The sequence below is a fragment of the uncultured Acetobacteroides sp. genome, assembly GCF_963667355.2.
Taxonomy (GTDB): domain Bacteria; phylum Bacteroidota; class Bacteroidia; order Bacteroidales; family ZOR0009; genus Acetobacteroides.
On record NZ_OY763328.2, the window covers coordinates 1197182 to 1211202 of the forward strand.

Annotated in this window: 11 protein-coding genes and 1 pseudogene; 4 read left to right on the top strand and 8 right to left on the bottom strand. The window is 50.2% G+C overall.

Translation table 11 applies throughout. From position 1 onward, the window contains the following. Together ACHZA1_RS05065 and ACHZA1_RS05070 are read left to right on the top strand one after the other, a co-directional pair. Positions 1-1152, top strand: a complete 1152-nt coding sequence (locus tag ACHZA1_RS05065; protein WP_320054148.1) for a cytochrome d ubiquinol oxidase subunit II — start codon at positions 1-3, stop codon at positions 1150-1152. 16 nt (positions 1153-1168) lie between these two features. Further along, on the top strand, positions 1169-1303 hold the full coding sequence (locus ACHZA1_RS05070) for a hypothetical protein (RefSeq protein ID WP_320054149.1): 135 nt from the start codon (positions 1169-1171) through the stop codon (positions 1301-1303). 4 nt (positions 1304-1307) lie between these two features. Here the strand turns inward: ACHZA1_RS05070 and ACHZA1_RS05075 are convergent, their stop codons facing one another. After that, positions 1308-1877: a hypothetical protein gene (locus ACHZA1_RS05075; RefSeq protein ID WP_320054150.1), complete on the bottom strand. Its 570-nt coding sequence runs from the start codon at positions 1875-1877 to the stop codon at positions 1308-1310. Positions 1878-1983: 106 nt separating this feature from the next. Continuing rightward, positions 1984-3339, bottom strand: coding sequence for a cyclic 2,3-diphosphoglycerate synthase (locus tag ACHZA1_RS05080; protein WP_320054151.1), 1356 nt, complete (start codon positions 3337-3339; stop codon positions 1984-1986). Between the two features lie 933 nt (positions 3340-4272). Here ACHZA1_RS05080 and ACHZA1_RS05085 point away from each other — a divergent pair. Next, a pseudogene (locus ACHZA1_RS05085) lies at positions 4273-4599 on the top strand (DUF6261 family protein); the annotation flags it as partial. Between the two features lie 210 nt (positions 4600-4809). Here ACHZA1_RS05085 and rodA read toward each other — a convergent pair. Genes rodA through purH form a run of 6 tightly spaced genes read right to left on the bottom strand, consistent with a single transcriptional unit; the run spans position 4810 to position 12168 of the window. Continuing rightward, positions 4810-6234: a rod shape-determining protein RodA gene (gene rodA / locus ACHZA1_RS05090; RefSeq protein ID WP_320054152.1), complete on the bottom strand. Its 1425-nt coding sequence runs from the start codon at positions 6232-6234 to the stop codon at positions 4810-4812. Then, positions 6224-8239: a penicillin-binding protein 2 gene (gene mrdA, locus ACHZA1_RS05095; RefSeq protein WP_320054153.1), complete on the bottom strand. Its 2016-nt coding sequence runs from the start codon at positions 8237-8239 to the stop codon at positions 6224-6226. Before mrdA ends, rodA begins: the two co-directional genes overlap by 11 nt. Before the next feature lie 14 nt (positions 8240-8253). After that, positions 8254-8763: a rod shape-determining protein MreD gene (gene mreD / locus ACHZA1_RS05100; protein ID WP_320054154.1), complete on the bottom strand. Its 510-nt coding sequence runs from the start codon at positions 8761-8763 to the stop codon at positions 8254-8256. After that, complete coding sequence (gene mreC / locus ACHZA1_RS05105; protein WP_320054155.1) at positions 8753-9583, bottom strand: rod shape-determining protein MreC; 831 nt, start codon at positions 9581-9583, stop codon at positions 8753-8755. The genes mreD and mreC overlap by 11 nt, the downstream gene beginning before the upstream one ends. 15 nt (positions 9584-9598) lie before the next feature. Further along, positions 9599-10621, bottom strand: a complete 1023-nt coding sequence (locus ACHZA1_RS05110; RefSeq protein ID WP_320054156.1) for a rod shape-determining protein — start codon at positions 10619-10621, stop codon at positions 9599-9601. Between the two features lie 26 nt (positions 10622-10647). Further along, complete coding sequence (purH, locus tag ACHZA1_RS05115; protein ID WP_394701066.1) at positions 10648-12168, bottom strand: bifunctional phosphoribosylaminoimidazolecarboxamide formyltransferase/IMP cyclohydrolase; 1521 nt, start codon at positions 12166-12168, stop codon at positions 10648-10650. Positions 12169-12372: 204 nt separating this feature from the next. Here purH and ACHZA1_RS05120 point away from each other — a divergent pair, with 204 nt between their 5' ends. Further along, positions 12373-13644 carry an ABC transporter permease gene (locus ACHZA1_RS05120; RefSeq protein ID WP_320054157.1) on the top strand — a complete coding sequence of 424 codons (1272 nt, stop codon included), beginning with the start codon at positions 12373-12375 and terminating at the stop codon, positions 13642-13644. The last annotated feature ends 377 nt before the right edge of the window (positions 13645-14021 follow it).

Here is a 14021-nt window from a genome sequence, read left to right on the forward strand (position 1 = left end):
ATGGAATATACACCTACACTACTACAGGAATACTGGTGGTTCATTGTTTCGCTATTGGGCAGTTTGCTCGTGTTCCTACTGTTTGTTCAGGGAGGACAAACGCTCCTGTTCGCCATCGGAAAAACCGACGAAGAGAAGACAATAATCGTAAACTCGCTGGGAAGAAAGTGGGAGTTCACCTTCACCACCCTCGTTACGTTTGGCGGCGCATTCTTTGCCTCGTTTCCCCTATTCTACTCCACCAGCTTTGGCGGGGCCTACTGGGTTTGGATGGCCATACTCTTCTTCTTCGTTATTCAGGCGGTATCGTACGAGTACAGGAAGAAGCCCGGAAACTTTTTAGGCGCAAAAACCTACGAGGTGATGCTATTCCTCAACGGATTCTTTGGAACAATCCTACTGGGAACAGCAGTTGCCACGCTCTTTACCGGGGGAAATTTCTTTGTAAATAAGATGAATCTTGCTTCGATAGGTAACCCTACCATATCGAGTTGGGCAAGTACCTGGCATGGGCTGGAGGCGATTGCCGACTACCGAAACATTCTGCTTGGGCTCGCCGTCTTCTTTCTGGCGCGGGTTCTTGGCGCCCTATACCTCGTTAACAGCATCGAGCATGAGGCCATTGTACAACGCGCCAAGAAGCAGGTCCTATACAATGCCGTTCCGTTCCTGCTTACCTTCGTTGGATTTCTTGCATCGATACTTTTAAGCAACGGATTCGCGGTTAACCCTGCAACAAGCGAGGTGTACATGCAGCCGTACAAGTACCTCACCAACTTCATAGAGCTACCCATGCTACTTGTGCTGCTTGCTGCAGGTGTTTGCCTTGTTCTTTGGGGAATACTCTCGGTATTGGTATGCAAGAAGAGTACAAAGGGAATTTGGTTTGCCGGACTGGGAACCGTACTTACCGTGCTGGCGTTGCTGCTCAGCATCGGGTACAACAACACGGCCTACTACCCATCGCTAGCCGATCTTCAGAGCTCGCTAACCATTGTCAACAGTTCGTCGAGCGCGTACACGCTAAGGGCCATGAGCATCGTATCGATACTAATACCGTTTGTGCTAGCCTACATCTGGTACGCTTGGCGAAGCATGAACCGAAAGAAGGTTTCGGCCCAGGAGATAAAAGAGGAATCGCACACCTACTAACCCAACCCTTGAAGAAATGAAATACTTAAGCGAAATACTATGGCTGGTGAGCTGGCCGATACTCATCTACTTTTGCTACAAGATCAGCGAGGTAGCCATCAACAGGTACAGAAAAGTGGAGGAGAAAAGAAAAGAGACCGACAGGCCTTAACGCCCTACCTGTAGTAAACCTCGGCTGTAATTACTGCCGAAGGATCATCTCCATAGCCACGGGTAATGTTACAATTCTTTATGAGGAGTATCTTTACCCGTGGATCGTTTTTGAAGGCACGCTCCTTGGCATCCATAATCGCCATTTTTTCGAGGAAGCCGTTGGAGTAGGCGTACCGAATCGATCCCGTATAGTACCCCTCTACAACTCCAATCTTACGGTAAACCTGAACATCCTCCTCGGAGTAGGTGACCTTAATCTTGGAGGCGCCCTCGCTCTCCTTTTTCAGAATAAGCGGGTTCGAGAAGCGCTCTACGCGCCCATCCTTATAGAGAATTGAGGTTATGCTGTTCTTCTGAACCTTCTGCTTCAGGCGCTCGCCTAGCATGTAGAAGGTCACATACTCCGCCTCCACCTTACGGACTTTTCCCTTAAGAGTGTCGCCCATAACCGTTGTTATCAAATCGGCATCAAGCTTCTTCGGAATATCCACCCGCATTGAGTCCTGCCCTTTAAGCAGCGGGCTGGTAAACAAAAGGAGCGCTAAAAACAACATACGTACTGGGCTGTTCATACTAAGAATTTTGCATAAAAATAGAAAATATTAGAGAAATACATTCCATTTCGCAAAAAAGGAGCGGCCATTCGACCACTCCTCCAAATATAAACCACAGTATCGGCTAAGCGCTAGCCATTTTCTTTATCACCTTAACGAGCACAAACTCGTCGAGCAGCCCCTTTAGGTCGGGCTTGCCGATCTCGGCCAAATCGTAGAACACGCGGGCGCAAGGCTTCTTAATGTCGATGATGCGCTGAAGATCGATGGGCGTGCCAATGATAACGGTATCGCAGTCGGTGCTGTTGATGGTCATCTCCAGGTCGTGCAGCTGCTGCTCGCCGTAGCCCATTGCAGGAAGCACACAACCGATGTTTGGATAGATTGCGTAGGTTTCCTTAAGCTTGCCAACAAGGTACGGACGCGCATCAACCTCCTGCGAAGCGCCAAACTTACGGGCTGCAACGGTGCCTGCCCCAATCTTCATCTCGCCGTGGGTGAGGGTTGGGCCATCTTCCACAATAAGGCAGCGCTTGCCGCGTATCAGCTCGGGCCTATCCACCTGAATTGGGGAGGCAGCATCAACAACCACCGCATTGGGGTTTACCTTGCGGATGCTCTCGCGCACGGTTTGAATGCCCTCGGGCGATGCCGAATCCATCTTGTTAATAACAACAACATTTGCCATGCGGAGATTCACCTCGCCGGGGTAGTAGCTAAGCTCGTTGCCCGGGCGGTGCGGGTCGGCAACCGTAATGGTAAGGTCGGGCTTGTAGAACGAGAAGTCGTTATTGCCGCCATCCCATAGGATTACATCGCAGCCATCGGGATCGTTTTCGGCCGCACGAAGAATGGCCTCGTAGTCGACCCCAGCGTAGATGACGTTGCCGCGCACCACGTGTGGCTCGTACTCCTCCATCTCCTCGACGGTGCACTTGTGCTTCTTCAGGTCTTCGACCTTGGCAAAGCGCTGCACCTTTTGCTCCACCAGGTTTCCGTAGGGCATGGGGTGACGAACGGCCACCACCTTTAGCCCCTTAGCCATTAGGTACTCGACCACCTTGCGCGAGGTTTGCGACTTGCCGCAGCCCGTACGCGTAGCCACAACGGCAATAACCGGCTTGGTGCTCTTAATCATCGTATCCTTTGGACCAAGGAGCATAAAGTTGGCTCCATTGGCGTTAACCAGCGCGCTCATGGCCATCACCCGTGCATAGGGAACATCGCTATACGCGAAAACACAATCGTCAACCTTTAAATCCTTAATGAGCTTTGGCAGATCTTGCTCCTGGTGAATAGGAATTCCGGCAGGATAGAGCCTACCTGCCAATTCGGCAGGATACATTCTGCCATCGATATCTGGAATTTGGGCAGCCGTAATGGCAACAACATTGTACTGCTCATTTTCCCGAAAGAACGTGTTGAAGTTGTGAAAGTCTCTACCAGCAGCGCCGATAATAATTACGTTTCGTTTGTTCATGTTAAAACCTCCTTAATGATGGATTTTTGATTAAAGCTTAAATTCAACGATCTTTAACGATACAGTAACATCCATAGCTATTTTTTTGTTTTCGGAGGTGCCTTTTTTTTTTGATGATCGTGCGGCAAGGTACGATTCGCCCGTATTATGGCCCCAGCAGCCCCGCTAGCCCTCCCCATTCCTCGCCCACTCACCGATTCGATGAAACCAGCCATCGGACCTATCCCAAACAGCACCGCAGCAGCATTGCCCATAGGTGGACCATCACCCAAACAACTTTTTCAGTAGTGGTCCATCGATGGGCGTACTTACACACATACTGCTAAATATTTGTCCATGGGTGGACCATGGCTTATCACATTTGATATATGATTGCCCGTTAGTGGATCATTATAAAATGATCCTGCTATAGGAAAGTCCATCGCTGGTCTTTCATATAACAGAACTGTTACGTGCTATCCCATCGTTGGACTTAATCAAAACACTATGATTACGCATTGGTCCATCAATGGGCAAGCCATTGTCCGAATGGTTACGGCATGGTCCACCCATGGGCCATGCTATAGCATTTCAAAAAAATATCAGCCCCGTTAGCTTTGGCTATTGAATTTATTAACGTAAGCTTATATCTTTAAACTATCGTAAACTTTGGGTGCGGTTCGATGCGAGCAGCCGCGCTCCTAAAAGGAAGCAGGCATGAAGAAGATCAGCAAGATAGGTCTTAGGCGGGTGCACATCGACGAGCTGGGCACCTTTTCGGGAAGGGTATTGGAGATTGCCGCGGAGCTCCAGGCAGCGGGGCGCATGCCCGAGCCGCTGGTCGGCGAACTCGGCAGGGCCATCACGCGCTACCAGGGGGGCATTGGGCGCAAGGCCGACAAGTCGGGCACGCAGCGCAGCCAACAGCTCGACCGCGAGCGGCGCGAGCACCTCATGGCCATCAAGGGGGCCCTGCAGATGGGGAGATACGGCTCCGCCCAGCAGCGGGTGGCGGCGCAGCACCTGACCGACGCGCTGCGCAAAAGGGGGTGGAACCTGCACCGGGGCGGCGCTTCCGCTAGGAGCAACGCCATCAGGCTGCTGCTGGCCGACATCAAAGGCTCACCCGTGCTGCAGGCGGACGCTACGACGCTCTGGTGCGACGAGCCGCTGGCGCTGCTCGAGGCCGCCAACCTGCGGTTCGAGGAGAGCCAGGCGCAGCGCCGTCAGCAGCAACTCGAGCAGGGGGGCATCCGCAGCCGAGAGGCGCAGCGGGCGCTCTGCGGGGTGCTGGCCCGCACGTTCGGCTACCTGAACGCGGTATCGGCCTACCCGGAGGTGGCCGAAGCGATCGAAAAAATAAACCTTTGGATTGCGCCGCTGGTCGCCAAGATTAAGGCGCGCGCCACCAACGCCAAGAAGAAGAAGCAGCCCGAGAGCGCCACCAACGAGGCGGCCGCCCAGGAAGAGCCAGCCACCAGCCTGGTGCCGCTACTCGAAGCGCGAGGCGTCGAACTTCAGCAGGATGAAGAGCAGCATGGTGAAGGACCAGAGCGACGACCCCCCGTAGCTGATGAAGGGCAGCGGAATGCCCACCACAGGCGCCAGCCCGATGGTCATGCCGATGTTAATGGCGAAGTGGAAGAAGAAGATGGAGAGCACCCCGTAGCCGAATATGCGGGCGAAGGCCTCGCGCTGGCGGTCGGCAATCAGCATGATCCGGAAGAGGAGCAGCGTGAATAGCCCCACGATAACCACCGAGCCCACAAAGCCCCACTCCTCGCCTATCGTACAAAAGATAAAGTCGGTGCTTTGCTCGGGCACGAAGTTGTACTTGGTTTGCGTGCCCTGCAGGAATCCCTTCCCCACCAGGCCGCCCGAACCAATGGCAATCTTGCTCTGGTTGACGTTGTAGCCCCAGCCCAGCGGATCGCTTTCGATTCCCAGCAAATCGTTGATACGCTTCTGCTGGTGGAGGGCCAGCACCTTATGGAAGACGTAGTCCACGGAGTAGTTAATGCCGATGGAGGCAACCAAAATCACGATTACCATCCACAGCCGCTTGATGTGCTTGGCGAAGCTAACCACCAGCATCACCAGCGCCACCAAAACCGTAGCACCAGCAACGAAGTAGTAGAGCTCCACCTCGGCGCCAAGCAGGCGCGTCAGGTAGTACCCCCCCCCCGAAAGTCCGGCGATGAGCACCCCAAGGAAAACCGACGTTTTGGTACGGCGGTAGGCGTACCCCGCAACGGCAAGCGCCATCACGGCAATGGCCATCACCATGTAAAGCTTATCGAAGAGGAGCGAGAAGATGAAGAGCGCGACGGCCGACAGGGTAACCGAAAGCACCCAGCCGGGCATCCCCTCCTTATACAGTAGAAAGAGCAGCGAGCCATACACAAGCATCGAGCCGGCATCGGGCTGCAGCTTGATGAGCACCAGCGGGGGCAGCAGCACCGCCGCCACAAGGAGGTAGCCTCGAAGCGAGTTGAGCACAAAATTGTAGGAGCTCATCACGCGCGCCAGTAGCAGCACCGTGGATACCTTGGCGAACTCGGCGGGCTGAATGCGAAGGCCGCCCAGCTCGAACCAGCAGCGCTGCCCGTTCACCTCCTTACCCGCCACCAGCACCAGCAGCAGCAGCACTATGGTAATGCCGTAAAAAATCTCGGAGAAGGCGTAGAACAGGCGCGTATCCAGCAGCATGATGACCGCGGCAATCGTAAAGGCCGCCACTATCCAAATCATCTGCATCCCATACCGCTGCGATATGTCGAAAATATTCGCATGCGCCTCGTTGTAAACCGCAGCATAGATGTTGAGCCACCCAAAGAAAACGAGGAACAGGTAGATCAGGATGGTAGTCCAGTCGAGCTTGCCAGTAGTTGTATTGGCGGTACTGCTATTTCTCACGGTTTTCCTTCTTTATAGTTGACGATTGCTCGGAAGAGCTTCCCTTGCGGGCAGGCGCATCCGTGGCCTTTTTACGCACGCCAGCGGGCAGCTTGGCTTTCGTGGAGGCACCCTTAAGCGAGTCGGCACGCGCCTTCTTGGCCCTAGCCTTGGCCTCCTTGGCGGCCCTTTGCGCGGCAAATACGTACTTCAGCTCGGTGGTAAGGTCCATATTCACGATACGATCTTCAAGAGGCTTTCGCGAAACGGTATCTTTTAGGTACTTCTCCATCATCAGGCTCGCAATAGGAGCCGCGTAGGTTGCACCAAAACCTGCATTTTCGACGTAAACAGCAATGGCAATTTTGGGATTATCCTTGGGTGCAAAGGCCACAAATACGGAGTGGTCCTTCTTGGTTCCCGTAGGGTTCTGGGCCGTACCGGTCTTACCGCACACCTCGACACCGGGGATGTTGGCAATGTAGGAGGTACCTCCCGTAACCGACATCCGCATGCCCTCAACAACCATGTTAAAGTACGCAGGGTTGATTCCTACGTAGTTCTTCGTCCTAAAGCGCCTGTCGATTTGCTGCCCCTCAATGTCCTTAACCGCATGGGGAGTTATGTAGTAGCCCCTATTGGCAATGGTGGAAACCATGTTGGCGATCTGAATCGGCGTAGTTCCCAGTTCGCCCTGCCCGATACCCATCGAAACAATCGTATAGCCGTTCCAGCGCCCGTTATGGATCTTGTCGAAGTACTCGGGCTTTTTTACGATACCTGTTTTTTCGTAGTTCAGGTCGGTATTCAGATGCCTTCCAAAGCCGAGCCTATTCACGTAATCCTTCCATACCTGGTAGGCCTTATGCGATGAGCCATACTTTGGGCTATTAATAAAGTTTACGTACTCACGGGCAAAAAAGGCATTACACGAAACCTGAATTGCGCCGTAAACGTTAAGCGGCGATGCGTGGGGGTGGCACTTTAGCACGCGCCCACCGTAGGCGAAACCGCCACCACAGCCATAAGCCGTGTGCTCATCAATAATGCCCTCCTGTAGGCCAATTAGCGCATTCACCAGCTTAAAGGTCGATCCGGGAGGATACATGGCCTGCGTTGCACGGTTGAACATGGGGTTAAGCGGATCTAGCGCCAGCCTTGCCCAGTTCTTTCGTCGGTTACGCCCGGTTAGATCCGTTGGGTCGTAGTCGGGCCCAGTTACCATGGCCAGAATTTCTCCGGTAGAAGGTTCGATGGCCACAATACTGCCCACCTTATTCGTCATCAACTTCTCGCCATACGCCTGCAACTTGGCGTCAATCGTCGCTACAATATTTTTTCCGAGGATGGCCAAGGTGTCGAAACGCCCATTCTGGTACGACCCTTTGATGCGGTTATGCACGTCAACCAGCGAAATGGCAACCCCCTTACGGCCTCTCAGCACCCCCTCGTAGGCCTTCTCTAGGCCCGAGATGCCAATGTAGTCGCCCATTTTATAGTAGGGCTCCTCCTCTATGGTTTTATCGTTTACCTCACCAACATACCCCAGCAAGTTCCCCGCAATTTTCAGGGGATAGGTGCGCAAGGTACGCGGTTGAACGTAAAAGCCGGTAAATTTATAAAGCCGCTCCTGAAGCGTTGCGTAGGTGAACGCTGAAATTTGCTTGGCAAACACATACGGACGGTAGTAGGATCTGACCTTAGCCTCCTCCAATGTTTTCCGAATTTGCTCAATAGGGATACTCAGGATGGCGGAGAACTCAGCGGTATCGAAAGGCTTTAGCTGCTGATAGATTACCATCAAGTCGTATGCCGCCTCGTTACAAACCAGCAGCTCCCCATTTCGGTCGTAGATAAGCCCACGCGAAGGGTACTGTGTAATGTAGCGCAGCACGTTGTTGGATGCGGTAACCTTATAGGATGGATCTAAAACCTGGATGTAAAAAAGACGGAGAATAATCACAACCGACACTACAGCAATCATGATTGCTAGTACGTACTTCCTGTTGAAGCCACCTATAATCATTACTTAAAAGACTCCTATTTCTGTTTAGAAAATGCGTATTCGGTAAGTATCACAAAGAACAGGGTTAGCACAGAGCTGAGCAAAATCCTAACCATGGTTGCAGCGTAGTTGGCAAAGGTAAAGGCCTCCAGCGTAAACAACACCCAATGATGGATCACGATTAGAATTGCAGAATAGCGCACAAACCAAGCCAGCCCATAGGTCGCTATAGTCGGAACCAGCTCCTGCTCAAAATCCTCGCGCGAGGTAAAAATCGAAAGAAGGTAGGGCCGTAAGTAGCCAATTAAAGTACACGATGCCGCATGCAGCCCCAGCGTTCCCGATAGCAGGTCGATCGTTAATCCCAAAACAAACGACAGCAACAGCAGCAACGATCGATTAAGATTGAAGGGTAGAACCAGAATAAAGAGGATGTAAACGTAGGGGTTCATGTAGGTGTTGAGCTCGATATTATTAAACACGAACTGCTGCACAAGAACAAGCGCAATAAATATAATTGTATATTTTAAGAGGTTATTCTTCATTTGCCACCGCGCTTTCTAACGTTTCTTTTTCTCTTTTTCTAAAATCGGATATCACCTGCACATAGCGCAACTTTTTGAAGTCGCACTTCAAGCGCACCTTCAGTTGAAAGAAGTTTCCCCCCTGCACCTTGTACGAGTCAACAATCCCTACGAAAACACCTTCTGGAAAAATCGTTGAGTATCCCGTTGTCTCAATCGTATCGCCGATCTTTATTTTGGCCTGCTGAGGGATATCCGAAAGGTTCATAAACCGAGCATCCTTGCCATCCCATGATAGAGATCCGAAATACCCGGTACGCTTTAGCCGCGCACTAACCTTAAAGTTCAAATTGAGTAGCGATACAACGGTGGCATAGTTTTTAGAAGTGGAGAGAATAACCCCCACAATGCCATCGCTCGACATAACCCCCATTTCAGAACGAACTCCTTGGGCCGTTCCTCGGTTAAGGGTGATGTAGTTATGCTGCTTGCTGGTAGAGTTATTTACAACATCTGCCATTATGTAGCTATACCTAAGCCCACGAGTAGAGTCGATGCTGGTTCGCTTTATCAGAGTATCTTTAGCCAGATACCAATCGAGTTGGTTCTTTAGCCGTGCATTCTCCTCCGCTAACGAGGTATTTATCTCCTTAAGATGAAGGTACTGCAAAAAACTAGTGATATGACCATTGATAACATTGGTCATATCACTTGTATAGCTTACTACTTTTGCTCTTTGGAAATAGGTACTATTCACCAGCAAGGCAAGAGATAAAGTCTCAAATAGCAAAAAAAGAAAAATTACCTGATACTTTATTAAGAACCTCAGTAAGTTACCCATAGCTTAGTTGAAGATCTATCTCATCAAGAATGAGAACCTAGTAACGTTCTTTAGTGCAACACTGGTGCCTCTTGCAACTGCGTGAAGTGGATCTTCAGCAACATGGAACGGAATATTTATCTTATCGGTAAGACGCTTATCCAATCCCTTAAGAAGTGCACCACCACCAGCTAGGTAAATTCCACGGTTTACAATATCAGCATAAAGTTCTGGAGGAGTCTTTTCTAGCACTTCAAGAACTGCGGTCTCTATCTTCATAATCGACTTATCCAGACAGTGGGCAATTTCTTGATACGAAACTGGAACCTCAATAGGAAGAGCCGTCATGATATTTGGTCCACGAACGATAAAATCTTCGGGAGCATTCTCGAGTTCAGGAAGAGCCGATCCAACAGCAATCTTGATATCTTCTGCTGTACGCTCGCCCACCTTAATGTTATGCTGGTAGCGCATGTACGCTTGAATATCGGAGGTAAAACCATCACCTGCAACACGAATACTCTTGTTGCAAACAATACCACCTAGCGCAATAACAGCGATCTCAGTAGTACCACCTCCTATGTCAACAACCATGCAGCCGTTTGGTGCTTCAACATCGAGCCCAATACCGATAGCGGCAGCCATTGGCTCGTAAATCATGTAAACATCACGCCCCCCAGCATGCTCAGCAGAGTCGCGCACTGCACGAACCTCAACTTCGGTAGATCCTGAAGGAATACAAACTACGATGCGAAGGTTGTTTGGGAATAATCGGCTACGATGGTTTATCATCTTGATCATTCCACGAATCATCATTTCGGCAGCCTTAAAGTCTGCAATTACGCCATCGCGAAGAGGACGAATTGTCTTGATGTTCTCGTGGGTCTTACCATGCATCTGACGAGCTGATTCGCCGATACCCACCAAGCGACCTGTATTTTGGTCGATGGCAACAATCGAAGGCTCGTCCACCACAATCTTATCGTTATAGTAGATAATGGTATTTGCGGTACCAAGATCTATAGCGATTTCAGGTGTTAGGAATGAAAACAATCCCATATTATACTCTCTTTATTTTGTACAAATTAATGTTTAAAATGGCGTACCCCCGTAAATACCATTGCCAATCCATTTGCATCGCAGTACTCGATAGAATCTTTATCGCGTACAGAACCGCCTGGTTGGATGATCGATCGTATGCCCTCCTTGTGTGCAATTTCTACACAATCGGCAAAGGGGAAGAACGCATCCGATGCAAGTACGGCACCTTCCAACGAAAAACCAAATGTTTTAGCTTTTTCTACGGCTTGCTTTAGGGCATCAACACGTGATGTTTGACCTACTCCAGAGGCGAGCAGCTGTCCATCTTTTGCCAGCACAATAGCATTCGACTTTGAGTGCTTAACTGCCTTATTCGCAAAAATGAGGTCGTCAATATCCTTTTTAGGTGGCGCAACATGGGTTACAACCTTCATGTCGTCCATTTCTTCAATTGCAGTATCGCGCTCCTGAGCCACAACACCATTCAGCAATGAACGATATTGAAGTTCTGGCAAGCCAAACGACTTAGCAACAAGAATTATTCTGTTTTTCTTTGACTTCAGAAGAGCAAGCGCATCGGGATCGTAGTTTGGTGCAATTATCACCTCAAAGAAAAGTTTATTGACCTCCTCGGCACAAGCCGCCGTGATATTTTTATTGGCGATTAGCACGCCACCGTATGCTGAAACAGGATCGCAGGCAAAGGCATCTACGTAAGCTTTCTCAATAGAATCGCGAGTTGCCAATCCACATGCATTATTATGCTTCAAAATAGCAAATGTTGGCTCCGTAAACTCGTTAATCAGCCCTATTGCAGCATCAATGTCAAGCATGTTGTTGTACGAAACTTCTTTGCCGTTAAGCTGCTCAAACATCTTAGAGATATCGCCAAAGAAGGACGCCTTTTGATGTGGATTCTCACCATAACGGAGAGGCTTTCCTGATTCTAGGCTCTGATTAAACACTGACACCCCAGATTCGCCATTGAAGTAGGAGAAAATTGCCGTATCGTAGTGAGATGACACGTTAAAAGCCATTGCAGCAAACTTACGGCGTTGCTCGTAGGTTGTTTCGCCTCCATTTACCAGCACTTCGTACAAATCATCGTACTGAGCGCGTGAGGCAACAATCACCACATCTTTGTGGTTCTTTGCGGCAGCTCGGATAAGGGATATGCCTCCTATGTCAATCTTTTCGATGATATCCTGATCGGGAGCACCAGATGCTACGGTTTCCTCGAACGGATAAAGATCAACAATAACAAGATCGATTTCAGGAATCTGATACTCGTTTAGTTGCTCCAAGTCATTCGGATTTTCACGTCGGGCAAGAATTCCGCCAAACACTTTTGGATGCAGGGTTTTCACCCTTCCTCCAAGAATTGAAGGGTACGTAGTTAACGACTCTACGGAATGTGCTTCGACACCTAACTCGTTAATAAAAGAGAGGGTGCCTCCGGTTGAGTAAATCTTAACACCTAACTTCGAGAGTTCTTTTACAACTTTGTCGAGATTATCCTTATAGTAAACGGATATGAGAGCGCTTCGGATTTTCTTAGGTTCCACGACTATGCTATTTTTCGGCAAAGATAATGATATGAATATTTCTAAACGAAATTGAATAAGCTTTTTTCATAATTTTTACCATGTAATTCAAACTTTTATAGGGGAAATTTGGCTGGCTCAGACACTCCCTAATAAATCGGTATAGGTCGCTAATTATTAAAACTTTTACGCTAAATTGGAAGGGTAATTTACAACTTGCGTTTTATGCCAATTAAATCTATACTAAACAAGCAGTTAAATCTGATAAAAGAGAGCTTTCTTTTTGCCATTTCTTCGGTTTCTGTAAATAAGCTCCGCACGTTTCTGTCCCTTTTTGGCATTACCATTGGCATTTTTGCCATCATTTCGGTGTACACGGTAATCGATGCGCTGGAGTCCAACGTAAAGAAGTCTATCGCATCGCTGGGCGAAAACACGCTCTACATCGACAAGTGGGATTGGGTTGGCGGCATGAACTACCCCTGGTGGGAGTACATGAAGCGGCCTCAGCCCAAGTTCGAGGAGGCGAAGAAGATCGAGGAACTGTCGCAAACGGCCGAGGCCGTTGCCTATTCGGCTGGACTAACGTTTACGGTGAAGCGCGGTTCGAAATCGACAAGCAAGGCCCAGATTACGGGGGTTACCTTCCCCTACAATAAGGTAAGGGCATTCGACATCCAGGACGGCAGGTACTTTACGGAGATGGAAACCCGAAATGGGAACGGCACCGCCATAATTGGAACCAACATCGTTAAGGAACTATTCGACGGAGCCTCCCCCATTGGAGAGTCCCTGAAGATTGGCCCGCTTAAGGCCACCGTTATCGGCGTGTTTAAGCGCGAAGGGAAGACGCCCATGAGCGAATCATCCATCGACGATGAAATTATTGTGCCGGTGGCTTTCGCCCAGAAGCTGGTTAACTTGAAAAGCTACGAGGGGGGGGTGTACATCATCGTAAAGGGGAAGCCGAACATCGCCCTTACCGAGCTGAAGGACGAAACGAGAATGCTCCTCCGGAAGATTCGCAAGATTCCCCCTACCAAAAAAGACGACTTTGCCATAAACGAGATGGCAACGATCACCCAATCGACCGAGGGGATATTCTCCACCATCAACCTGGCGGGGATGGTTATTGGCGGCCTATCCATAATTGTGGGGGGCTTCGGCATTGCCAACATCATGTTCGTGTCGGTTCGCGAGCGCACCAACATCATTGGCATACAGAAAGCGCTCGGCGCCAAGAAGGTGTTCATCCTCCTGCAATTCGTTTACGAGTCGGTGCTGCTGGCCGTTATTGGCGGGGCCATTGGGCTGCTGATAGTATTCTCGGGGACGTTTGTGTTCAACCACATCTTCCCCGACTTCCCCATCAAGCTCTCCCTATTCAACATCATCAGGGGGCTGCTGATTTCGGGGGTGATTGGGTTTCTGTCGGGGTTGCTCCCCGCCATCCGAGCCGCAAACCTCGACCCGGTTGTGGCCATCAACACAAAATAGCAACAAGGAGCCCCTGTACAACGGGGCTCCTGCTGTTTAGGGCGTCCCCGCTCCATCCCCTTCCGCAGCGGCATGTGGCGACCTCGGAATCGACCCTGCCGCTGACACAATGACATGTGACGCTAACGCAATGACATGCGACGCTAACGCAATCCGCTTTAACGGCAATGAAATTACCCCTAACACTGACGCAATGTCTCGTAAAGATGGCGCAATGACACGGGGAGGTTCCGAAATCAGCATTAGCGGCAACGAAATCGGCATTGACGATGACGCAATGGCATGTGAAGGTGCCGCAATCGGACTTAACACCGACGCAATGCCATGTAATGCATCCGAAATTGATCGTAACGGCAGCGAAACCGAATGTAACGCTA

Bases quoted from the DNA above. Each gene is read 5' to 3' on its own strand.
- ACHZA1_RS05065 (WP_320054148.1), top strand. From the start codon at position 1: ATGGAATATACACCTACACTACTACAGGAATACTGGTGGTTCATTGTT.
- ACHZA1_RS05070 (WP_320054149.1), top strand. From the start codon at position 1,169: ATGAAATACTTAAGCGAAATACTATGGCTGGTGAGCTGGCCGATACTC.
- ACHZA1_RS05075 (WP_320054150.1), bottom strand. From the start codon at position 1,877: ATGAACAGCCCAGTACGTATGTTGTTTTTAGCGCTCCTTTTGTTTACC.
- ACHZA1_RS05080 (WP_320054151.1), bottom strand. From the start codon at position 3,339: ATGAACAAACGAAACGTAATTATTATCGGCGCTGCTGGTAGAGACTTT.
- mrdA (WP_320054153.1), bottom strand. From the start codon at position 8,239: ATGATTATAGGTGGCTTCAACAGGAAGTACGTACTAGCAATCATGATT.
- mreD (WP_320054154.1), bottom strand. From the start codon at position 8,763: ATGAAGAATAACCTCTTAAAATATACAATTATATTTATTGCGCTTGTT.
- mreC (WP_320054155.1), bottom strand. From the start codon at position 9,583: ATGGGTAACTTACTGAGGTTCTTAATAAAGTATCAGGTAATTTTTCTT.
- ACHZA1_RS05110 (WP_320054156.1), bottom strand. From the start codon at position 10,621: ATGGGATTGTTTTCATTCCTAACACCTGAAATCGCTATAGATCTTGGT.
- ACHZA1_RS05120 (WP_320054157.1), top strand. From the start codon at position 12,373: ATGCCAATTAAATCTATACTAAACAAGCAGTTAAATCTGATAAAAGAG.